A 22,578-nucleotide genomic window follows, 5' to 3' on the forward strand; every position below is an offset into this window, starting at 1 on the left:
TGTATCACCTGATAGAGAAAAATGAAATAGATATTTATGATATTCCCATAGCCCGTTTGACGGATCAATATCTGGCATATTTGGATTTAGCGGAAGATCGGGATATGGATGGGATGAGTGAGTTTTTGGTTATGGCAGCCACATTGTTGGAAATCAAAAGTAAGCTTCTTTTACCAAAGCCCAAAAATGAAGTGGAAGAAGGCCCTGATCCCAGAGAGGAACTAGTTCTAAAGCTTTTGGAATACAAGAAGATTAAAGAGGTAACTGAGGATTGGCGCCAGCGAGAGGAAGAGGCTTCTCTGATTCTTTTCAAGGAGGCTGATAAGGCTGTTTCACAGCTAAAGGGGAAGAAAACCCAGGGTTTGGAGGACTTTTTGCAGGGTGTAACCATGGAGGATTTATACCTTGCTTTTCGTCAGGTGATGGACAGAAAAGAAACTAAGGTGGATCATGTTCGCAGCTCCTTCAAAGATGTTCCCAGAGATTTATTTACGGTTCAAGAAAAGATGGAATATATTCGGGATATGCTGATTTTGCAGCCAAAATCCAGCTTTTTCACCATTTTCCGAAAGAATGCAGGGAAAATGGAAAAAGTGGTCACATTTTTAGCTTTATTGGAGTTGATTAAGCGAAAAGAGGTACACATATTCCAAACTATTAATTTTGGTGAAATTACCATAACAAGATATGACGGAAGGGATAATGCATGAGATTATCGGAGTTGGAAGCGGTAGTAGAGTCGTTGCTGTTTATTTCCGGCGAGGCGGTGCCTTTAACGTCAATTGCTCAGACCATTGAGATGGACAAGGCTACAGCCAAAGCCATAATACATACGTTGGCGGACAAATATGAAAGTGAAAAACGGGGCATTCGTATTGTGGAGCTTAATGGTTCCTATCAAATGTGTACTGCCGGGGAGTGCTTTGAGTACATAAGAAATATGTATAAAAGCCCTAACAGACAGGGTTTGACACAAGCCTTACTGGAAACTTTGGCAATCATTGCTTACAAACAGCCCATTACTCGAGCGCAGATTGAGGAAATTAGAGGTGTCAGCGCAGAGCATGCCGTAAGCAAATTGGTTGAGAAAAAGCTGGTTTGTGAGGTGGGGCGGATGGATACCCCCGGTAAGCCCATAATGTTTGGAACCACCAATGAATTTTTACGGTATTTCGGGTTTAAAAGCATAAAAGAGCTGCCGCCGCTGGGTGAAATACAGGAAAGTTAGGTGCAGTATGAAGGGAATAATTTACAAATATAGAATACTGCTTATCATCGGTATTGTTATACTATTTTTCTTTGGTGCAAATATTGTGAAACATACTTTTTCATCTGAAAGTTGGCAGAAGCATCCTGAAAAAAGGATAAACATGGTGGATGATTTATTGGCAAAATATCAATTAAAGGGAATGCCCAAGGAAGAAATTATTTCGTTATTGGGGGAATCAACGGATACGGAGTATTTCAAGACGGAAAGCAACATGGTTTATTACTTGGGGCCGGAGAGGGGCTTGATTTCCATTGACAGCGAGTGGTTGGTGCTGGAGATGCAGGACAATCATGTTACAGAGGTCAATATTTTACGTGATTAAGGTGAAAATTTTCCCTGCCCTTGAAAGTTGATGATTGTTTGAAATGTATTCTTTTTTTGTATGAAATGAAAAAAAGCTGAATAAACATAGCAGGAGAGGGGTGATGCACATGAGGCGTGCGGGAATCTTGGTTCTCCTGCTTTTTTTATGCTGTTCCATTGCTTATGGGGCAGAGCCTTCCGTAGGCGCACAAGGTGCGGCATTGGTAGACGGCACAACCGGCCGTTTGCTATGGGGGAAAAATGCAGAGGAGCCATTGGCCATGGCAAGCACAACAAAAATTATGACTGCTATTTTGGTTTTAGAAAATGGGAATCTGGATGATGTGGTGACGGTAAGTAAAAAAGCTGCCAATCAACCGGAGGTACATATGGATTTAAAGGCTGGGGAGCAGTGGAGAGTTGGAGATTTGCTTTCTGTCATGATGATGCGTTCTTATAATGATACAGCGGTGGCGCTTGCGGAACATGTTTCTGGCAGCGTTGAGGCATTTTGCCAGTTAATGACAGAAAAAGCGGCGGAAATTGGTGCAGAGGACACAGTTTTTGGTTCTCCCAACGGTTTAGACAGCCAAATCCCATTTGCAAAGCACCATTCAACAGCAAAGGATATGGCAGTGATTGGTGCGTATGCTTTGAAAAATGAGAAATTTTGTAATGTGATTGCCCAAAGCTCCGTCACCATTGAAGAAGTGACCGGTAAAAGGCAGTGTCAGGTTACCAATGCTGACCGTTTTCTAAAGGAATACCAGGGGGCAATGGGTGTAAAAACAGGCTATACCAATAAGGCGGGGCATTGCTTTGTTGGGGCGGCAGAACAAAATGGAGTTCGCTTGGTTAGTGCGGTGTTGGGCAGTGGTTGGGGTAGCGGAGGAAAAGAGAAGAAATGGTCAGATACAAAGGCGATTATGAATTATGGGTTTTCCACCTTTTTTCCTTATGAAGTGGCAAAAAAGGGTCAGCTTTGTGGAAAAGTATCTATGCTTCACTCTAAGGTTGGAGCGGTAAATGCTGTTTTGCAGGATGGATATCAAGGTCTATTCTCCAAGGAGGAGCAGGATGCCATTCAGGTTAATATTTCTTTGCCTGAAAGTATTGAGGCTCCTGTGCAAGCGGCACAGCAGCTTGGAAATGCTCAGCTTAAACTAAAGGATGAAGTTTTAGCAGAAATTCCAATTTTGGCGGATTCCTCTGCTCCGGCGTATACCTTAGGTGACTGGTTTTCCTATTTATATCAAAATTGGGTAACATGGTTTTGAGAATGGATTGCTGTTTTTTATGGGTAGGAAAATCATAGATGGATGTCATGAAAAGATTGAAGGGTATCCGTGATATTGCAATTATATTTTATAGAATGAAACATTTTCCAATACCTTCCTAAATCCTCATGAATGCAAGGTTTTATGAGAGTTTTTTTGACTTTCCTCTTTTTGTAGGGTATACTGTTTCCAATGAGATGAAGACGGAGGAACAGTATGGAAGAAAGACTTCAAAAATTTTTAGCGGAAGCAGGCGTTGCATCTCGCCGTAAGGCGGAAGAACTGATTGCAGCGGGAAAAATAAAGGTAAATGGAAAAGTAGTAACGGAATTAGGTACTAAAATTGATCCCAAAAAGGATGAGGTATTGTATCTGGATAAAGAAGTCAGCAAAAAAGAAGTAGAGATGGTATACATCATGCTCCATAAGCCGGAGGGCTATGTGACCACAGCGAAGGAGCAATTTGGTCGTCCTGGAGTTATGGATTTGGTTAGAGATGTGAAAGAAAGAATTTTTCCTGTAGGTAGACTGGATTATGATACATCAGGTTTATTGCTTTTAACAAATGATGGAGATTTGACTTATAAATTAACCCATCCCAAACATGATGTGGATAAGACTTATATTGCTAAATTATATGGAACCCCTGATGACATGGATTTACAAAAATTTCGCCGTGGCGTTGTTATTGATGGGAAACAAACCAAGCCTGCAAAAATGCAAATTTTAGAAAAGGGTGAGCGACAGTCTACTGTAGAAATTATTATTCACGAGGGCAGGAATAGACAGGTTCGTAAAATGTGTGAAGTTATAAAGCATCCTATTGCCCAATTAAAACGAGTGGCCACGGGAGAGCTTACAATGGGGGATTTGCCAAAAGGCAAATATCGCCATCTTACCCCTAAGGAAATTAAGTATTTAAAAAGCTTATAAGTTTTAGTGTCTATACAAAAGTCATGGAGAAAATCAAGGCATAATTGATTTTAGTGTTGATTTTGAAAATAGTAAGCTCCGGAGCATCGGCTGTGGCTTTTGAACCCATTACAATTTTTGATTATGGGTTCGACTACACAAGAAGAGGCTTTCGGGGCGTTTTTTATTGAAAGGATCAGAACAATACCGTATAATATATAGTTAGGGCAGCACGAAATTTTTGGATGGTGCCTTGTACGTCCATCTGAGTACATCTGGTATTACCTTAGAACATTTGAAAAAAGGAATGATTATATATGAAACAGGATAAAACAAGACTATATTTAATTCGTCACGGAGAAACAGAATGGAATAAAGGTGGACGATATCAAGGGTGGACAGATATTGAGCTTTCAGAAGAAGGCAAATGGCAGGCTGCGCTTTTGGCAAAGCGTTTTGAATATATGCCCCTTGATGCCATTTATGTATCCCCTTTAAAGCGGGCAGTTGCTACGGCGGAAGCCATTTCAAAACAAAAGGGACTTCCCCTTATTATGGACGAGCATTTTAAGGAAATCAATTTTGGAGAATGGGAAGGACATACTGTTGCAGAATTGACGGAAAAATACGGAAAGCCATATACAGATTTTTTTGACGATCCCTTTGCTCACTCTATGCCTGGAGAAGGTTCCTTTCATAAAGTGGCTGAGCGTTCTTTGGCGGGTTTTCAAGAAATTATAAAAAAGCACAGAGGACAGCGCGTTGCGATTGTTTCTCATGGAGGATTGCTGCGTGTTCTTATGATTAAATTATTAGGGTTGGATTTGAATATGTACCGCAGAATGTGGTTGACAAATACATCTATTTCTATGATTGATATTACTCCGGAGGACCAAATGTTTTTAATGACCTTGAACGATAAGGCCCATTTGGAAATGGCGGAATTACTGAAAAACGGGTGAAAATATGGGAAAAATTATCGTAGTTGGCGGCGGTGCTGCCGGATTGATTGCGGCAGGAAAAGCCGGAAGCCTGGGACACGAGGTTCATTTATTCGAAAAAAACAACCGACTTGGGAAGAAGATTTTAATAACGGGAAAAGGTCGTTGCAATTTGACCAATGATTGTGATGTGGGAACTCTACTGGAAAATATTCCTGGAAATCCTTATTTTATGTACAGCTCCTTTTATCGTTTGGACAGCAGTGAAACCCAAGCGTTATTCCATCGGTTGGGGTTGGAAACAAAAGTGGAAAGAGGACGCCGGGTTTTCCCTGTTTCGGATAAATCTTTGGATGTTGTTATTGCATTGGAGCAATATTTGCGTGAAAATAAGGTGAAACAGCATTTGGACAGCCCTGTAGAAGAAATTTTGGTTTCTAATGGTAGGGCTGTTGGCGTGCGTCTAAAAAAAGGCACCATTGTTGAAGCAGATGCAGTGATTGTAGCCACAGGAGGATTATCATACCCTGCCACAGGTTCTACAGGGGATGGTTATCGGTTTGCAAAAAAAGCTGGTCATCAAGTAACCAAATTACATCCTTCACTGGTGCCGTTAAAAGCGTCGGAGGAGTGGTGTAAAAGTTTAATGGGCTTAAGTTTACGCAACATCTCCATCAAGATTAAAAATAAAAAAGGAAAGACAGTGTTTGAGGAATTCGGCGAAATGCTGTTTACCCATTATGGGGTTTCAGGCCCTGTAATTTTAAGTGCCAGCAGACACATCCTGTTTTCCATGGACGAGGGATATCAACTTTTCATTGATTTGAAGCCGGCTATGGATGAAAAGAAACTGGATATGCGTTTGCTTCGAGATTTTGAAAAATATGCAAATCGGGATTTTATCAATGCTTTGGGAGATTTACTGCCTCAAAAACTGATTCCCGTGATTGCAGAGCTTTCAGGTATTGCTGGGGAGAAAAAGGTGAATAGTATTACAAAGGAAGAACGAAAACACCTTCTTTCTCTATTAAAAGGTTTGCCTATAACCATTACGGGCACGGCAGGCTTTAATGAGGCTGTAATCACTTGTGGAGGAATTTCGGTGGATGAGATTGACCCTGCTACCATGGAAAGTAAGTTTGTAAAAAACTTGCATTTCGCGGGAGAAGTTTTGGATGTGGATGCTTATACTGGTGGTTATAATCTGCAAATTGCTTTTTCCAGCGGCTATGCGGCAGGAGAAGGGGTGCTTTCACAATGACTGGAGGAATCAGTATGAAAAGGTTTGCCATTGCGGTGGATGGGCCTGCAGGCTCGGGAAAGAGTACAGTTGCAAAGGCTGTGGCAAAAAGACTGGGCATTATATATGTGGATACAGGGGCCATGTATCGAGGTGTGGCTTATAATTGTATACAAAAGGGAGTAAACTGTTCAGACGAAAAGGCAGTTTTGGCTTTATTAGATGGGATTCATTTAGAAATCCTACCCACTGAAGAAGGGCAAAAAATTTTCCTTGAAAACCAGGATATTACAGAGAAAATAAGAACACAGAAAATTGGACAAGGTGCCTCTGAGGTGGCAGTCATTCAGTCTGTTCGTCAGAAACTTGGAGATATGCAAAGGGCGATGGCCAGAAAAAATTCTGTAGTTATGGATGGCAGAGATATTGGTACTTATGTACTCCCCCAAGCGGAAGTAAAAATTTATATGGATGCTGGTGTGGACGAGCGCACAATGCGCCGTATGGGAGAGTTGAAGGCAAAGGGAGAAAAGCCTGAGTTTGAGGCAGTGCGTAAGGAGATTATCCAACGAGATGATAATGATATGAACCGGCAGCACAACCCTCTTCGCAAGGCTCCCGACGCAGTTTATATAGACACAACGAGAATGACCATTGAGGATGTTGTGGAGAAAATTTTGACGATTGTACAAGAAAAATTAGGGGAGGTGCGGGTATGAGCTTGTATCCTTTTGTAAAGGTGTTAGTGAAGACGCTTTTTAAAATTTTATTTAAAGTAACCATTGTTGGGAAGGAAAACGTACCCCAAGAAGGCAATGGCGTGCTTTGCTGTAACCACATCAGCAATTTCGACCCGCTGACTATGGCTGTATATTTGGACAGACTGCCCCGGTATATTGCAAAAAAAGAGCTATTTCAAAATAAAATTCTAGGGGCTTTGCTGCGCAATTTACAAGCATTCCCTATCGATCGTCAAGCAGTGATGGATATGAAGGCCTTTAAAACAGCCATAAATGTACTAAAAGGTGGAGAACTATTGGGAATTTTTGCTGAAGGTACCCGTGTTAAAGAGGGCGAGGATAAAGCTGCAAAAGCCGGCGTTGCAATGTTTGCTTTAAAGGGAGATGCTCCAGTAATTCCCGTGGCAATTTCAGGAAGCTATAAGTTTCGCTCAGAAATCAGGATAGAATTTGGTAAACCAATGACTTTAGAAGAATATCGTGGTGCAAGAATTACCACGGACATGATGGAAGAAGTCACAGAAAAGATAATGGGCAGAGTACGAGAAATGAAGGTTAAGTTATGAATAAAGTGACAGTTGCCCAGTCAGCTGGGTTTTGTTTTGGTGTAAAAAGAGCCATTGAGATGGCTTACAAACAGATAGAGAATAACGAAAAAACCTATTCCTATGGACCGTTAATCCACAATAAAGAAGTAACGGGAGATTTAGAGAAAAAGGGACTTGCCATTATTGAAAGCCTTGATAACATCCATGAAGGTGCGATTTTGGTGCGCTCCCACGGTGTGGGAAAGACCCTGTATGATGTACTGGAGATGAAAGGACTTACAGTGGTTGATGGAACCTGTCCTTTTGTAAAAAAGATACATAGCATTGTGAAGGAAAACCATGATGCAAACAAAGGAATTATTATTGCAGGCAGTAGTCAGCACCCTGAGGTAGCGGGGATTAACGGTTGGTGTGAAAATGCCGGAAAAATCATTGAAACACCTGAAGAGGCCACTGCATTGGAATTGAAAGATGGGGCAGAATATATTATTGTGGTGCAGACAACATTCCGTCAGAGTCGATTTGATGAGATTGTGAAGGAACTGAAAAAGAAAAATATTCATCTTTTGGTATTCAACACCATTTGTTCTGCAACGGAGAAAAGACAGGCGGAAGCTGTGTCATTATCGCAAAATGTTGACAAAATGATTGTCATAGGCGACAAAAAAAGCTCTAATACCCAAAAATTGGTGGAAATCTGCAGAAAAAATTGCGAGAATACCGTTCACATTGAAACAATTTGTGATTTGGTGTTGAATAATTTTTCAAAGAATGATAAAATAGGTATAACTGCGGGTGCGTCTACACCACCTGCAATAATTAAGGAGGTAGTTGTTACTATGAGCGAAGCATTTGACAATGCAGTACAAAATTTAGGAGGAAGTGAGGAAATTTCATTCGAACAAATGTTAGAAGAATCTCTCGTTACTCTGCATACAGGCGATGTTGTGAAAGGCACTGTAATTCAGATTTCTAACGAGGAAGTATCTGTGAATCTCGGCTATAAGTCCGATGGTGTTATCCCCAGAGGTGAATTCAGCGGTGATCCCACAGTAATCCCTAGTAAAGTAGTTCAGCCCGGAGATGAGATTGAAGTATTTGTAGTTCGTGTAAACGACGGCGACGGTAATGTTCTTTTGTCCAAAAAGCGTATTGAAGCGCAGAAGGGCATGGAGGAAATTGAAGCAGCTTTCAACGAGAAATCAGTTGTTACAGGTACAGTAACTGAGGTTGTAAAGGGCGGCTTAATCGCAGTTGTAAACGGCGTAAGAGTATTTATTCCCTCTTCTCAGGTTTCAAATAGATTTATTGAAGATTTAAGCGTTTTCAAAGGCCAGGAATTGGATTTCAATATCATCGAAATGGACAGAGTAAAACGTCGTATTATCGGTGGCAGAAAAGCATTGGTTGAAAAAGAAATCAGTGCAAAGAGAGCTACATTGTTTGCTTCCATCGAAGCTGGCACAAAGGCAACAGGTAAGGTTAGCAGATTGACTGACTTTGGTGCATTTGTTGATTTGGGCGGCGTTGACGGCTTGATTCACATTTCAGAAATGAGCTGGGGTAGAATTACCAACCCTAAAGAAATTTTAAAAGAAGGTCAGACAGTAGAAGTGCTTATCTTAGATGTTGACAAGGAAAAAGGCAAAATCAGCCTGTCCTTGAAAGATAACAGCAAGAACCCTTGGAACCTTGCAATTGAAAAATATGCTGTTGGTTCAATCGTTGAGGGTAAAGTTGTTCGTATGGTACCTTTTGGTGCATTTGTGGAATTGGAACCCGGCGTAGATGGTCTGGTACATATCTCACAGATCGCAAACAAGCACGTTGTAAAACCTGAAGATGAATTGAAGGTTGGTCAGGTAATCAACGTAAAGGTTCTTGAGGTAAATACTGAGCAGAAAAAAATCAGCCTCTCCAAGAGACAGGCAGAAGCTCCCGCAGAAGAAGTGGCTGAGGAAGCTGTAGCAGAAGTACCAGTTGAAACAGAGGCTTAATTAAAAAATGGTCTTTGTTGCTAAAATGTAAGAAAAAAAAAGAAAAGCTTGCAACATTAGGTTTTTCACAAAAATATAGCCCGATTGTTCCTCATAGGATTTTCCATGAGGAACAATCGGGCTTTTATTATTTATAAATAGTAAAATGTCAATTAGCAAGTAAGCATAAGTCATTATTAAAAGCCCAGTTAGAGAAAGTTATCCATATAAATCGTAACATAGAGATAAGTATAAACAAGCTTTATTGGGATATTACAAATGAAATTTCCTAGGAGAGTGGTATGCAAAATAAAGCATATTTTACCAGAAATATCATACGATATTATAAAACAGAAGTTTTGAATAAAACAAAAGAACTTGATTGGATTATTTGAAGGCTTAGCAGTTCCTTGCAAAAGGTAACCTACGTAGCATTGAACAGAAGTCTATGAACTGAAAAAAGCGGAGAGAATTTAGTTATTCTAATGGGGAGCGTTGGGCTTTTGCCATTAAGTACAATTTATTTCGAGTCATTTCGAAAGAGCTTCTCAAAAAATATTTAGCAAAATGTAGGGGGCATTAGGAGATGGTGAAATTTAGAAAAATAGTTGCTTTAATGTCAACATTTATCATGGTTGTAGGCATGGCCTCTTGTGGTGGAAAGGTCACAATTAGTGTTGACAATACAAATAACAGTGAAACACCCAAAGCAAAAAAAAAATATATTATTGCTACAAATACATTGTTTGCCCCGTTTGAATTCCAAAATAAATTTGGGGACTATGTTGGTATAGACATTGATTTATTAAACGAGATTGCAAAGGATCAGGGTTTCGAATACGAGTTAGTACATATGTCGTTTAATCAGATGTTGCAGGCCTTAGCGGCAGGAGAGGTGGATGCTGCTATGGGAGGAATAAGCATTACGGACGAGAGAAAGGAAATTTATGATTACTCAGAGCCTTATCTTGAGGGTGGCATAGTTATGGCTGTAGATGCCACTCGACATGATATTAAAGATTTTGATGACTTGAAAGGAAAAACCGTTGCCGTGGCAGTTGCATTGGGTACCGAGGCGGAGTCCTATGCTCAGTCTATAAAAGATAAATACGGTTTTGAGGTGGTAACTTTTCCTGAATTTAATGAGGTTTATCAAGATGTATTAAACGGAAACAGTCAGGCGTTGTTTGAAGATTATCCGGTAATGGGGTATTTAATTTCTCAAGGGGTGGAGCTAAAAATTGTTTCTGACATAGAAAAAAAGAGTCCTTACGGTTTTGCAGTTCCAAAGGGAAAGAATGGGGAGCTGCTTGAAATGTTTAATAAAGGGTTAGAAGATATAAAGGAAAATGGCATTTACGATAAGATTATAAATACTTATGTACAAAGTTAATATTTTGAAGTGATTTTATGGAGAAGTAGGAGAAAGATAGCTTCTATAATAAAATGAGGAACATATCTTAAATGATGAATAGCATCAATTAATTTAAAAGGCTTACCGTTTATATCTAGACGGCAAGCCTTTTTTACTTATGGGGAAGGGAAATTTGAAAAAGGTGTTTGACTGCTTGGGTAAGGTTTTGTTTACAGCGGGAAAACATAGAAAAAGAAAATAGAATAAAATACTTTTTATGTAAGAGTAATATTTTGGATTATAAAACATGTGAAAATTTAATTAATTAAAATAATTCATAGAAAAAAAGAGGAGAACCGATTGAAAAAACAACATTGTTGTCAAGTTTTATTTGTGCTATAATTTAAAAATGCGTAAATACAAGGAGGTTGAACGATGGAAAAACAGTTTATTCTAAACCATATTGATCATACTCTGTTAAAACAAGATGCTAATTGGCTGGAAATTATGGAAATATGCAAAGAAGGAATAGAACAAAAAACTGCATCGATTTGTATTCCCCCATCTTTTGTTTCCCAGGCAGCGTCCTTTGTGCAAAGACAGGTTCCGATTTGTACTGTCATTGGTTTCCCGAACGGGTATCAAACCACTGCGGTGAAGGTGTTTGAAGCTAGCGATGCAATAAAAAATGGTGCCGATGAAATAGATATGGTAATCAATTTAGGCTGGTTAAAAGAAGGATTTTATGATGAAATATTGCAGGAAATCAATGCAATAAAATATATTTGCGGGGATAAGATTTTGAAAGTGATTGTGGAAACTTGTTTGCTTACCCCGGAAGAGAAAATTAAGATGTGCGAAGTTGTGAGCCAATCAAAGGCGGATTATATTAAGACTAGCACTGGGTTCAGCAAGGGCGGTGCAACACTTGCGGATATTCAACTGTTTTCAAAGCATGTATTTGGTGGTACAAAGATTAAAGCTGCAGGTGGCATTAAAAGCGTTCAGGATGCAGAAGATTTTTTGCAGGCAGGGGCAGAACGTTTAGGCAGCAGTTCCTTGTTGGGCATGCTTAAGTAATATTGCTTTATGACATGCTGCGTCAGTAGTATTCATATAAGAATCATGCAAAAAACAAAAAAGGGAGGATTTAAAGATGAGTTTATTTAAAAAGGTAAGTGTAACTGCAATGGCATTTGCTATGGTGATGGGTTTGGCTGCTTGCGGCGGCAGTGATGCAAACAAAGCTGATAAAGGGGATGCTGAAAAAGCACCTGAGACAACAAAGAAATATATCGTTGCCACTGATACTACCTTTGCACCCTTTGAATTTCAAAATGAAGCAGGGGAATATGTTGGTATTGATTTAGAATTACTGGCAGCAATTGCTGAGGATCAAGGCTTTACATATGAACTGAATCCTCTGGGATTTAATGCAGCGGTTCAGGCTTTGGAAGCAGGACAGGCTGACGCAGTGATTGCCGGAATGAGCATAACAGACGAAAGAAAAGAGAAATTTGATTTCTCTGCACCTTATTTTGACAGTGGTGTTGTAATGGGTATTGCAAAAAGCAATGAGGATATTAAGAGTTATGATGATTTAGCAGGAAAAACAGTTGCCATCAAAATTGGAACTGAGGGTGCAACTTTTGCAGAATCCATTAAGGAAAAGTATGGTTTCACCACTGTAACCTTTGATGACTCCAGTGCAATGTATATGGATGTTATGTCTGGCAATAGCGCTGCTTGTTTTGAGGATTATCCTGTAATGGGATATGCACTTACCCAAGGCGTAGAACTGAAAATGGTAACAGACATGGAACAAGGCAGCTCCTACGGTTTTGCAGTTAACAAAGAAAAGAACACAGAGCTTCTGGATATGTTTAACAAGGGGCTTGAAAACTTGAAAGCAAACGGGAAATATCAGGAAATTTTGGATAAATACATTCAGAAATAAAAATTTTTAAAAAATGCAGTAAGGAGCAATGCCTTATGAATGGCTTTTCAAATTTTATTGAATACACAATAGGGATTTTTCCTCAGCTTTTACGTGGAATGTCCTTAACGCTACAAATGACGGTTTTATCACTGATTTTGGCTTTGATTATAGGTATTATTTCCTGTATGTTTAATATTTCAAAAATAAAGGTATTAAACGTTTTCTCGGGAATCTATTTAAGCTTGATTCGCGGCACACCCTTGATGGTACAGGCGGTTTTCATTTACTTTGCAATTCCCGCTGTTTTGGATATAAAGATTCATCCTTTTTCCGCAGCTGTTATTGTGCTTTGTTTAAACGCAGGGGCATATTTATCGGAAATATTCCGCAGTGGTATCATGGCGGTAAACAAAGGTCAGATGGAAGCGGCAAGAAGCCTTGGACTGCCCTATAGTGTGGCTATGGTAAAAATCATATTGCCCCAGGCAATTCGCATCGTGATTCCTTCAGTGGTAAATCAGTTTATTATTACGTTAAAGGATACCTCAATCCTTTCGACGATTGGTTGTGCGGAGCTGATGCGCCAGGGCAACCTCATTGTTGCAAGAAATTTCCGTGGTTTTGAAACCTATGCAGTAATTGCAGTGATGTATTATATTGTAATTACAATTTTGACAAGGGTAGCAAAAATCATCGAAGGGAGGCTGGCAAATGGTAAAGGTTAAGGTGAAGGGTCTAAAAAAAAGCTTCGGTAAACTTGAGGTTCTCAAGGGAATTGATCTTGAGGTGAAAGAGGGAGAAGTGGTTTGCTTAATTGGTCCTTCGGGTTCAGGCAAAAGTACTTTCTTACGCTGCTTAAACCGATTAGAGGAAATTACTGGCGGTATTGTTATTGTTGATGACAATGACTTAACTGCAAAAGGCTCAAATATCAATAAAATCAGAGAAAACATTGGAATGGTATTTCAGCAGTTTAATCTGTTTCCACATTTAAATGTATTGGAAAACATTATGCTGGCTCCTGTAGATCGTAAAAAGATGACAAAAGAAAAAGCAAAAGAAAAAGGATTGACTTTATTGTCTACAGTTGGTTTATCTGAAAAGGCCATGGAATATCCTGCCAATCTTTCCGGCGGTCAGCAACAGCGTGTTGCAATTGCAAGGGCGCTGGCTATGGAACCGGATATTATGCTTTTTGATGAACCTACCTCTGCCCTTGACCCTGAAATGGTGGGGGAGGTATTGGAGGTAATGAAAAAACTTGCAGCGGACGGCATGACCATGGTTGTTGTTACCCATGAAATGGGATTTGCAAGAGAAGTAGCCGACCGTGTGATTTTTATGGACGGGGGTTATATTGTAGAAGAGGGGACACCGGCAGCCGTATTTGGTAATCCTCAGAACAAGAGAACTCAAGATTTCTTAAATAAAGTTTTATAAAAATTTAATTGGCATCTGTGAGGGAACGCCGCAGATGCTGATGTAGCAATCCTCCAATCAGGATGTTTACAAAAATCATAGTTGTTTATACACAATCAAACCACTACTGATGAATTGTAAATAATCTTTATTGGAGGATTTTTTTATGAAATGAAATATGCAGGTACGGCAATTTGAGAAGAAATGGAGTTATCTCTGTTTTTCTTGCATGATAAGAAGCTGTGAATTAACATGAAATTTTCTGGAAAGGAAATTTCCGAGGGTTGCACTGCCGTTAAGTTCTTTAAGAAACTGATAAATCTTTAATAAAATGATTTGTAAATAGAGATAGTGGAGCTTTGCAAAAATATATGATATGCTTTTACGTAGGAATTAAAAGAGCTATATCGAACAGATATACATATTCAGAATCAACCCTTTAATACTAGATTTAATAGATGCAACCATAGATTTCTTATTTGCAACGGATAGTTTACATCTTTTATGCCAAGGTTGGTGGCTTGCAACGAATGAGTCATGCTACAATTTTTACAGGAGGTGATATATATGAACATGGCAGAAAGACTGTATGAGTTGCGCAAGAGAGCAAATTATTCTCAAGAGCAAGTTTCTGATATGTTAGGTATTTCAAGGCAGGCGGTATCCAAATGGGAAAGTGGACAAGGAAAGCCGGAAATTGAAAATGTAATTAAGCTTATGGAGATTTATAAAGTGAGTGCTGACTATATATTGCTTGGGCAGGAGAATCATACCCAGGTTGAACCTAAGCAGAAGAAGGAACTGAGCCATACCACCCAAAAAACCATTGGGATTATTGCTATTATTGCATCGACAGCGGTTATAACAGTATTGTTCATTTTTGCATTAGGCACTTTATCAAAAATGGGGATATAAGGAGGTTGTTTTCAGATTGGTTAGAGAACGAAAATTGAAAAAGATTTTGTGTATCATGTTTTCCATTGGTATGGTTTGTTCAGTAAGTGGCTGTGTATATGCCAATAATAAGGGAGCGGATGATTTAAGCTTTGAGGAAAAGCAGGAGGTACTTGAATCCTTAGATCAGGTTAGAGAAGAATTAAAAGAAGAATATTCAGGTGATAACTTTGACTTTGCATTAGAAATTGTTGATCGGGTTGAGAAAGCAATAACGGAATCCGAGGAAAAAGAGTAACGAAAATAAAATTGCACCTGATATGGATGATGTGGCAGAAATACGTCCTATGATAAAAGAAGGGTTATATTATAAAAACAGTGCTGAAATTTAAGCGCTGTTTTATGTTTCATTAAAATAGTGTTATTCTTAGTATCAAAAGCAAGTTTTTTAGAGCTTGGCAGAAGGTTGTACATATTTAAGAATAAAATTGGACTTTGGGCTCTCTTCCTGTTTTGTATTGGATTTTTGAAAGATAATCAGGATTGTATTTATAGACAAACATTACAAAAAATGGTATACTTTCAATGTTTATACAAAGGATAGGGGGAGAAAAATGCTAGGCGTTATTGTGAATGTGATTGTAATTATCCTTGGCAGTGGGATTGGTATGGTTTTTAACAAGGGAATACCTGAAAGAGTTTCTGAGACCTTGATGAAAGGTCTTGGCCTTTGTACATTATATATTGGGTGGTCAGGTGCACTAAAAGGAAGCAATACATTAGTTCTGATTGTTTCTATGGCAATCGGTATTGTGATTGGCGAGGGTCTTAATCTAGATGCTAGGCTAAATCGTTTTGCTGATAAGCTGGAAAAAAGATTCAGTAGGAAGGATGGAAGTATTTCAATTGCTGAGGGGTTTATTACGGCATCTTTGCTGTTTTGCGTGGGAGCCATGACAGTGGTAGGTTCTTTGCAGGCGGGATTATCGGGAAATTATGAAATGCTTTATACAAAATCAGTTCTTGATTTTATCTCCTCTATGATATTTGCCTCTACTTTAGGCATTGGCGTAATGCTTTCTTCCATTTTTGTGTTGGTATTTCAAGGGGGAATTGTTTTATTGGCGCAGGTGGTAGCTCCTTTTTTAACGGATGGGGTAGTGGCAGAGATGACTTGTGTAGGTTCGGTTTTAATTTTTGCATTAGGTCTTAATATCGTTGGAATTACCAAACTGAAGGTTTTGAATTTTTTACCCGCCATGTTTCTGCCGATTTTGCTGACACCGTTGTTGGCCCAAATCATTTAAAAACGGGAAAGAATTCCGAAACGGTTTTCTTGATCTTATACATAAAAATTTTAATTACCCTCAATTGGAATAATCATTCATAAAAATGGAAATGCTCCAAGTGCTAGTACCTTTCAGAAACGGAAAAAAATAGGAAAGTCCTTGCATTCAGGGGAGAACGGTGTTATAATCTATAAAGAAACTTATAGTATGCGGACGAGAGAGTGGGTAAATGCCCACTCTTTGTTATTGCATAGGCAAAATTTTTATAAAGAGGTGTGGGAATGGCGAAAGTTAGTAATACAGATAGAAAAATACTGCCGATTTTGGAGCCTATAATTGCAGAGAGAAATTTGGAACTGGTTGATTTAGAGTTCGTAAAAGAGGGTGCAAACTGGTATCTGCGCGTTTATATTGATAAAGAGGGTGGCGTGGACATTGATGATTGTGAGGGCGTTAGCCGCGCATTAGATGCAAAGCTTGACACAGAAGATCCCATCGAACAGGCATATATATTGGAAGTAAGTTCCCCCGGTATTGACCGACCATTGAAAAAGGATGCCGATTTTGAAAAATATCGTGGTGAAATTATTGATATTAAGCTTTATAAAGGCTTAAATGGCCAGAAGCAATATCAAGGAAAATTATTGGGGTTGGAAAATGGTGTGATTTCCATTGAAGACGAGGAAAACAAGGTTATTACGTTTGAACAGAAGGAAGTTGCCGGCGTTCGCTTGGCAGTGATCTTCTAAGCTAAGAGGAGGAATAGGAAAAATGGATAGAGCGGAGTTTATGGATGCTTTGAATTTGATTGAAAAGGAAAAGGGCATCGATAAAGAAATTATTTTTGAAGCCATTGAGGCATCTTTGGTTTCGGCTTGTAAAAAGAACTTCGGCAGCGGCCAGAATATCAAGGTAGTGATTGACAGAGAAACCGGAAATGTGGCTTGCTATGCACAAAAAACGGTGACTGATGAAATTAAAGATGAGCAGAATGAAATCTTACTGGCAGCTGCAAGAGTTTTGAACCCCAACTATACAGTGGGTGATGTGGTTGACTTGGAAGTAACCCCTAGAGACTTTGGCCGAATCTCCGCACAGACTGCAAAACAGGTTGTAGTGCAAAAATTCCGCGAGGCAGAAAGAGAAATTTTGTATAATCAATATATTACAAAAGAACGTGAAGTTGTAACTGGTATTGTTCAAAGAAGAGACAGACGCAATATTATTGTTCAAATGGGTAAGATTGACGCCGTTTTGGCATCAAACGAACAGATTCCAGGGGAACAGTATAACTTTATGGATCGATTAAAAGTGTATGTTTTGGAAGTAAAACAGACAACAAAGGGTCCTCAGATTTTTGTATCCAGAACCCATCCTGAGCTGGTAAAGCGTTTATTTGAACAAGAAGTACCTGAAGTGTTTGATGGTACCGTTGAAATTAAAAGCATTGCAAGAGAGGCTGGTAGTCGTACAAAAATTGCTGTTTATTCCAAGGACAAAAATGTAGACGCTTTGGGTGCTTGCGTTGGACAAAACGGTTATCGTGTGAATGTAATTGTAAAAGAGCTTGGCGGAGAAAAGATTGATGTTATCAATTGGAGCGATGACCCCAAGGAATTTATTGCGGCGGCATTGAGCCCTTCTAAGGTTTTAGCGGTTGCGTTGAATGCAGAAGAACAAAGTGCAAAAATAGTTGTGCCTGATCATCAGCTTTCATTGGCCATTGGGAAGGAAGGGCAGAATGCAAGACTTTCTGCAAAACTGACCGGATGGAGAATTGACATAAAGAGTGAGACACAAGCAAAGGCAACAAACTTTATATCTGAAGAGCCCGTGGATATAGAAGAGCCTGTGAAAATGGAAGAGCTTGTGGAGATGGAAGAAATGCAGGAAGAGGAACTGACACAAGAATAAGAGCGGGGAGGATGATAGTATGAAGCAAAGAAAAATTCCTCTTAGAAAATGTACCGGCTGTCAGGAAATGAAAAGTAAAAAAGAACTCATTCGCATTGTTCGTAATGATGAAGGTGAATTTTCCTTGGATAAGACGGGAAAAAAACCCGGTCGAGGTGCTTATATATGCCCTTGCAGCGAGTGCTTGACAAAGGCGCAAAAATCAAAAGGTTTGGAGCGTTCCTTTAAAGCGCCTGTTCCCAAAGATGTATACGAACAACTTTTGAGAGAACTGAGTGGTGAGGAACATGAGTAAATTTTACTCTCTTTTAGGATTGTGCAAAAAGGCCGGAAAGGTCGTAGGCGGAGAAGTAGCTGTGGAAAATGCAATTCGCCAAAAAACTACAGAGTTGCTGATTTTAGCAGGGGATGCATCTGGGAATACAAAAAAGAAATTCAATAACTCGGCGGCGTACTATGAAATTTCACTCATCGAGATGGGGGATAAAGTGAGTTTGGGCAGTGCGGTTGGTGACGAATTTCGAGCAATCCTCGGAGTGACGGATAAAGGCTTTGCAAAAAAGCTTAAGCAGTTAGCGGAAGAAGAAAAAGGTCATGATTGAAAAGGGAAAAACGGTTTTTCGTTTGGAAAGTAGAGGTGTAGTGAATGTCAAAGATTCGAATCTATGAATTAGCAAAACAGCTTGGTGTTACAAATAAGGATTTAATGGCAAAGCTAAAAAGTATTGAGATTGAAGCATCCAGCCATATGAGTGTTTTGGAAGCAGATTCTGTGGAAAAGGTGAAGAAGTTATACGCACCGAAAGATGGAGCATCTGACAAAAATGCAGTGCAAAAGGATGCCCAGAATCAGGAAAGCAATAAGCCTGCCCAGAATCAGGGAGGAAATAGACCTACCCAGAATCAGGGAGGAAATAGACCTACCCAGAATCAGGGAGGAAATAGACCTACCCAGAATCAGGGAGGAAATAGACCTGCTCAGAATCAGGGAGGAAATAGACCTGCTCAGAATCAGGGCGGAAATAGACCTGCTCAGAATCAGGGCGGAAATAGACCTGCTCAGAATCAGGGAGGGAATAGACCTGCCCAGAATCAGGGTGGAAATAGACCTGCTCAGAATCAGGGAGGGAATAGACCTACCCAGAATCAGGGCGGAAATAGACCTGCTCAGAATCAGGGAGGGAATAGACCTAACCAGAATCAGGGAGGGAATAAAGACGAGGCTAAGAAGGATGTCGAAAAGAAAGAAGCGCCACGTCAGCAGCCAAATGCCCCAGTAAAAAAAGATGACAAGAATGCTAAGGGCAACAAAAAGGATGACAGAAACGCTAAGGGCAATAAAAAGGATCAAAGACCTAAGGAAAACCCAATTGAGCGCAGACGTCGTGAAAGAGAAGAAGAAGCTGCTCTTATGGCAGAGCTGGAAGTTTTAGAAGCAGCAGAAAGAGCTGCGAATCCTGAACCTGTAACAAAGAGCATTCCTGAAACAACAACAGTAAAGGAATTGGCTGAAGTACTTGGAAAAAAAGGTTCTGACCTTGTGATGAATTTAATGAAAAAGGGTAAAATGATGAATATCAATGCTGCCCTTGATTTTGATACCGCAGCTACAATTGCTTTAGAATATAATGTTATTCTAGAAAAAGAGATTGAAGCAGACATTATGGAGACTGTATTTGCAGAGGAAGAGGAAGATGACAGCCTTTTAGAGGAACGTCCTCCTGTTGTAGTTGTTATGGGTCACGTTGACCACGGCAAAACCTCTTTGTTGGATGCAATTCGACACAGTGATGTAACCAAAGGAGAAGCCGGCGGCATTACACAGCATATTGGTGCTTATACCGTTCAAATTGCTGGAAAACCCATTACTTTCTTAGACACACCTGGTCATGAGGCTTTTACTGCAATGCGTATGCGTGGTGCTCAGATTACAGACATTGCGATTTTGGTGGTTGCGGCAGACGATGGCGTTATGCCTCAGACTGTTGAGGCAATTAACCACGCAAAAGCGGCAGGCGTAGAAATTATCGTTGCAATTAACAAAATGGATAAACCATCTGCAAATCCTGACCGTGTAAAGCAGGAATTGACTGAATTCCAGCTGTTGGCGGAAGATTGGGGCGGTGAAACCATTTGTGTACCTGTTTCAGCGGCTACCAAAGAAGGTATTGATACGTTATTGGAAATGATTACGCTGGTTGCGGAATTGAAGGAATTGCGTGCCAATCCCAACAAAAATGCAAGAGGTGTTATCATCGAGGCGCAGTTGGATAAGGGCAGAGGCCCTGTTGCAACCGTTTTGGTACAGGGTGGCACACTGCAGGTAGGTGATCCTATTGTTGCAGGATGCGCTTATGGTAAAATCAGAGCGATGACAGATGATAAAGGCAGACGTGTGAAGAAGGCTGGTCCCTCTACTCCCGTTGAAATTTTAGGTCTTTCTGAGGTACCGACTGCTGGTGACGGTTTCTATATTGCAGAAAATGATAAGCAGGCAAGACAGGTTGCTGAAAGCATCGTGGCAAGAAACAGAGAAAATCTGATTAAGGATACACCTCAAAAGGTTTCCTTGGATGACTTGTTCTCTCAGATTCAAAGCGGCAGCATGAAGGAATTGAATATCGTTGTAAAGGCTGATGTGCAGGGTTCTGTTGAGGCAGTTCGTCAGAGCCTGGAGCGTCTATCTAACGAAGAGGTACGCGTACGTATCATTCATGGTGGTGTTGGTGCCATTACAGAGAGTGACGTTATGCTGGCTTCCGCATCAAATGCAATTATCATCGGGTTTAATGTTCGTCCTGAGCCCGCAGCAAAGGCCTTTGGTGATGAAGAAAAGGTTGATATTCGTTTGTACCGTGTCATCTACAACGCAATCGAAGATGTTACAGCAGCTATGAAGGGGATGCTTGATCCTGTATTTGAGGAAAAAGTACTGGGTCATGCTGAAATTCGTCAATTATTTAAGGCATCTGGCGTAGGTACTATTGCCGGCAGCTATGTGAAAGATGGAAAATTTATTCGTAACTGCAAGGTACGTATTTTGCGTGACAACATTGTTGTTTACGAAGGTGATCTGGAAAGCTTAAAGCGTTTTAAGGATGACGCGAAAGAAGTTGCGGCAGGCTATGAATGCGGTTTGGTTTTCAAGAAGTTTAATGATTTAAAGGAAGGTGACTGGGTAGAAGCCTTCACCATGGTTGAGGTGCCCAGATAATTAGGTGAATTTATGAAAAACAACACAAGAATATCTCGTGTGAATGACGAGATTTTGAAAGAACTATCCCAAATTATCAGAGGGGAACTTAAAGATCCCCGTATTGGTTCTATGACCAGTGTAATACGGGTTGAAACAACATCGGATTTAAAATATTGCAAGGTGTATGTTTCAGTATTAGGTAACGACGAAGAAAAGGCCAGTGTAATGCAGGGGCTGAAGAATGCCGCAGGATTTGTGCGTCGTTTGATTGCCCAAAGAGTTAATCTGCGCATTACACCGGAGTTTACCTTTAAGTTAGATGAATCAGCAGAATATGCCATTCATATGAATCAGCTGATTAGCAAAATTTCTAAGGATTTAAAGGAGAAAGAAGCCAATGAAGGGAATGAATGATTCTTTAGAAAAAATCAGAGAAATCATTTCAGCTCATCAAAATATTGTGCTTTGCGGACATATCAATCCTGACGGGGACGCCATTGGGGCTAATCTTGCCTTGGCGGCCTCCCTGAAAAAGGCTGGAAAAAATGTTCAGGTGCTTTTGAGGCCCTATGCGCCCAAATACGAACTGATTCCCAATGGCAATTTGGTTGTGCAAAGAGAAGAGGTGACCAGAGCGGAGCTCTTTATTGCCTTAGATTGTGGTGATATAGGACGCTTTGACTGGATTGAGGATATTTTCAAAGGTGCAAAATGTACCATGAATATTGACCACCATGCCAGTAATTCTTTTTTTGGAGAATATAACTATGTGCAGGAGAATGCTTCTTCAACCTGCGAAATAGTTTTTAATCTGCTGAAAGGGTTTTTCCCCATAGATGAAGGGATTGCTTCAGCGTTATACGCCGGAATTATTTATGATACAGGTGGTTTTCGTCATAGCTCTACTATGCCTGAAACCATGCGGGTGGCGGGAGAGCTAATGTCTTATGGCATTCCGTTTACGAAAATTTACAATGTCTTATTTGACAGCCGTAGTTTTTCGGAAATGAAGATCATGGGTAAAGCCTTTGATAAGGCAGAACTTTATTTTGATGGTAAGGTGATTTTCACTTCCATTACCATGGGGGATATTGAGGAATGCAAGGGCACCAATAAGGAGCTTGACGCGATCATCAATTATATAAAAGGTGTTAATGACATAAAAATTGCATGCTTTTTGTATGAAAAGAATGAGATGGATGTGAAAGCCAGTTTCCGTGGCAACGATGGCTACGATGTTTGTGCCTTAGCGCAAAAATTTGGTGGCGGCGGTCATGTAAAGGCGGCAGGGTGTACCATTGTGGCACCCATGGCAACGGCAAAGGAATTGATTTTTGCCGAAATAGAAAAAATGCTATAAGGGGGA

The 22,578-nt window shown here is 40.1% G+C and carries 25 protein-coding genes; all 25 read left to right on the top strand.

Annotated features, from left to right (window positions below; translation table 11 throughout):
- A partial coding sequence (locus RTK36_RS03380) for a segregation and condensation protein A (protein WP_312044343.1) occupies positions 1-710 on the top strand: 710 nt, incomplete at its 5' end.
- Positions 707-1,228 carry an SMC-Scp complex subunit ScpB gene (gene scpB / locus RTK36_RS03385; RefSeq protein WP_312044345.1) on the top strand — a complete coding sequence of 174 codons (522 nt, stop codon included), beginning with the start codon at positions 707-709 and terminating at the stop codon, positions 1,226-1,228. The genes RTK36_RS03380 and scpB, both read left to right, overlap by 4 nt.
- Positions 1,229-1,235: 7 nt before the next feature.
- Positions 1,236-1,592, top strand: coding sequence for a hypothetical protein (locus RTK36_RS03390; protein ID WP_312044347.1), 357 nt, complete (start codon positions 1,236-1,238; stop codon positions 1,590-1,592).
- Positions 1,593-1,701: 109 nt separating this feature from the next.
- Entirely contained in the window at positions 1,702-2,850 is a 1,149-nt protein-coding gene (locus RTK36_RS03395) for a D-alanyl-D-alanine carboxypeptidase family protein (protein WP_312044349.1), read from the top strand.
- Positions 2,851-3,066: 216 nt separating this feature from the next.
- Positions 3,067-3,783, top strand: coding sequence for a pseudouridine synthase (locus RTK36_RS03400; protein WP_312044351.1), 717 nt, complete (start codon positions 3,067-3,069; stop codon positions 3,781-3,783).
- A gap of 296 nt (positions 3,784-4,079) precedes the next feature.
- Positions 4,080-4,724, top strand: coding sequence for a histidine phosphatase family protein (locus tag RTK36_RS03405; protein WP_312044353.1), 645 nt, complete (start codon positions 4,080-4,082; stop codon positions 4,722-4,724).
- 4 nt (positions 4,725-4,728) lie between these two features.
- Complete coding sequence (locus RTK36_RS03410; RefSeq protein WP_312044355.1) at positions 4,729-5,964, top strand: NAD(P)/FAD-dependent oxidoreductase; 1,236 nt, start codon at positions 4,729-4,731, stop codon at positions 5,962-5,964.
- 14 nt (positions 5,965-5,978) lie between these two features.
- The gene (gene cmk, locus RTK36_RS03415) at positions 5,979-6,662 is read left to right on the top strand and encodes a (d)CMP kinase (RefSeq protein ID WP_312044357.1); all 684 of its coding nucleotides are present in this window, start codon (positions 5,979-5,981) and stop codon (positions 6,660-6,662) included.
- Entirely contained in the window at positions 6,659-7,249 is a 591-nt protein-coding gene (locus tag RTK36_RS03420) for a lysophospholipid acyltransferase family protein (RefSeq protein ID WP_312044360.1), read from the top strand. The genes cmk and RTK36_RS03420 overlap by 4 nt, the downstream gene beginning before the upstream one ends.
- Positions 7,246-9,228 (top strand): bifunctional 4-hydroxy-3-methylbut-2-enyl diphosphate reductase/30S ribosomal protein S1, encoded by a 1,983-nt coding sequence (locus RTK36_RS03425; RefSeq protein WP_312044362.1) that lies wholly within the window; start codon positions 7,246-7,248, stop codon positions 9,226-9,228. The genes RTK36_RS03420 and RTK36_RS03425 overlap by 4 nt, the downstream gene beginning before the upstream one ends.
- Positions 9,229-9,793: 565 nt before the next feature.
- Entirely contained in the window at positions 9,794-10,600 is an 807-nt protein-coding gene (locus tag RTK36_RS03430; protein WP_312044364.1) for a transporter substrate-binding domain-containing protein, read from the top strand.
- Between the two features lie 396 nt (positions 10,601-10,996).
- On the top strand, positions 10,997-11,641 hold the full coding sequence (gene deoC / locus RTK36_RS03435; RefSeq protein ID WP_312044366.1) for a deoxyribose-phosphate aldolase: 645 nt from the start codon (positions 10,997-10,999) through the stop codon (positions 11,639-11,641).
- A 76-nt stretch (positions 11,642-11,717) separates the two neighbouring features.
- Positions 11,718-12,518: a transporter substrate-binding domain-containing protein gene (locus RTK36_RS03440; protein ID WP_312044368.1), complete on the top strand. Its 801-nt coding sequence runs from the start codon at positions 11,718-11,720 to the stop codon at positions 12,516-12,518.
- Between the two features lie 35 nt (positions 12,519-12,553).
- The gene (locus tag RTK36_RS03445) at positions 12,554-13,225 is read left to right on the top strand and encodes an amino acid ABC transporter permease (protein WP_312044370.1); all 672 of its coding nucleotides are present in this window, start codon (positions 12,554-12,556) and stop codon (positions 13,223-13,225) included.
- Positions 13,212-13,940 carry an amino acid ABC transporter ATP-binding protein gene (locus RTK36_RS03450; protein WP_312044372.1) on the top strand — a complete coding sequence of 243 codons (729 nt, stop codon included), beginning with the start codon at positions 13,212-13,214 and terminating at the stop codon, positions 13,938-13,940. Before RTK36_RS03445 ends, RTK36_RS03450 begins: the two co-directional genes overlap by 14 nt.
- A gap of 546 nt (positions 13,941-14,486) precedes the next feature.
- A complete protein-coding gene (locus RTK36_RS03455) occupies positions 14,487-14,834 on the top strand; it encodes a helix-turn-helix domain-containing protein (RefSeq protein ID WP_312044374.1) in 348 nt (115 codons plus the stop codon).
- A gap of 16 nt (positions 14,835-14,850) precedes the next feature.
- Positions 14,851-15,111, top strand: a complete 261-nt coding sequence (locus RTK36_RS03460) for a hypothetical protein (protein WP_312044376.1) — start codon at positions 14,851-14,853, stop codon at positions 15,109-15,111.
- 316 nt (positions 15,112-15,427) lie between these two features.
- Positions 15,428-16,120, top strand: coding sequence for a DUF554 domain-containing protein (locus tag RTK36_RS03465; RefSeq protein WP_312044378.1), 693 nt, complete (start codon positions 15,428-15,430; stop codon positions 16,118-16,120).
- A 263-nt stretch (positions 16,121-16,383) separates the two neighbouring features.
- Positions 16,384-16,851, top strand: coding sequence for a ribosome maturation factor RimP (rimP, locus tag RTK36_RS03470; RefSeq protein WP_312044380.1), 468 nt, complete (start codon positions 16,384-16,386; stop codon positions 16,849-16,851).
- A gap of 22 nt (positions 16,852-16,873) precedes the next feature.
- On the top strand, positions 16,874-18,016 hold the full coding sequence (nusA, locus tag RTK36_RS03475; RefSeq protein WP_312044382.1) for a transcription termination factor NusA: 1,143 nt from the start codon (positions 16,874-16,876) through the stop codon (positions 18,014-18,016).
- A 19-nt stretch (positions 18,017-18,035) separates the two neighbouring features.
- Entirely contained in the window at positions 18,036-18,311 is a 276-nt protein-coding gene (rnpM, locus tag RTK36_RS03480) for an RNase P modulator RnpM (RefSeq protein ID WP_312044384.1), read from the top strand.
- Positions 18,304-18,618, top strand: coding sequence for a L7Ae/L30e/S12e/Gadd45 family ribosomal protein (locus RTK36_RS03485; RefSeq protein WP_312044386.1), 315 nt, complete (start codon positions 18,304-18,306; stop codon positions 18,616-18,618). The genes rnpM and RTK36_RS03485 overlap by 8 nt, the downstream gene beginning before the upstream one ends.
- A gap of 44 nt (positions 18,619-18,662) precedes the next feature.
- On the top strand, positions 18,663-21,230 hold the full coding sequence (infB, locus tag RTK36_RS03490; RefSeq protein ID WP_312044388.1) for a translation initiation factor IF-2: 2,568 nt from the start codon (positions 18,663-18,665) through the stop codon (positions 21,228-21,230).
- Positions 21,231-21,242: 12 nt separating this feature from the next.
- The gene (gene rbfA, locus RTK36_RS03495; RefSeq protein ID WP_312044390.1) at positions 21,243-21,626 is read left to right on the top strand and encodes a 30S ribosome-binding factor RbfA; all 384 of its coding nucleotides are present in this window, start codon (positions 21,243-21,245) and stop codon (positions 21,624-21,626) included.
- Entirely contained in the window at positions 21,610-22,572 is a 963-nt protein-coding gene (locus tag RTK36_RS03500; RefSeq protein ID WP_312044393.1) for a DHH family phosphoesterase, read from the top strand. The genes rbfA and RTK36_RS03500 overlap by 17 nt, the downstream gene beginning before the upstream one ends.
- Positions 22,573-22,578 lie beyond the last annotated feature (6 nt).

Source organism: Anaerotignum sp. (assembly GCF_031981185.1).
Classification (GTDB): Bacteria; Bacillota; Clostridia; order Lachnospirales; family Anaerotignaceae; genus Chakrabartyella.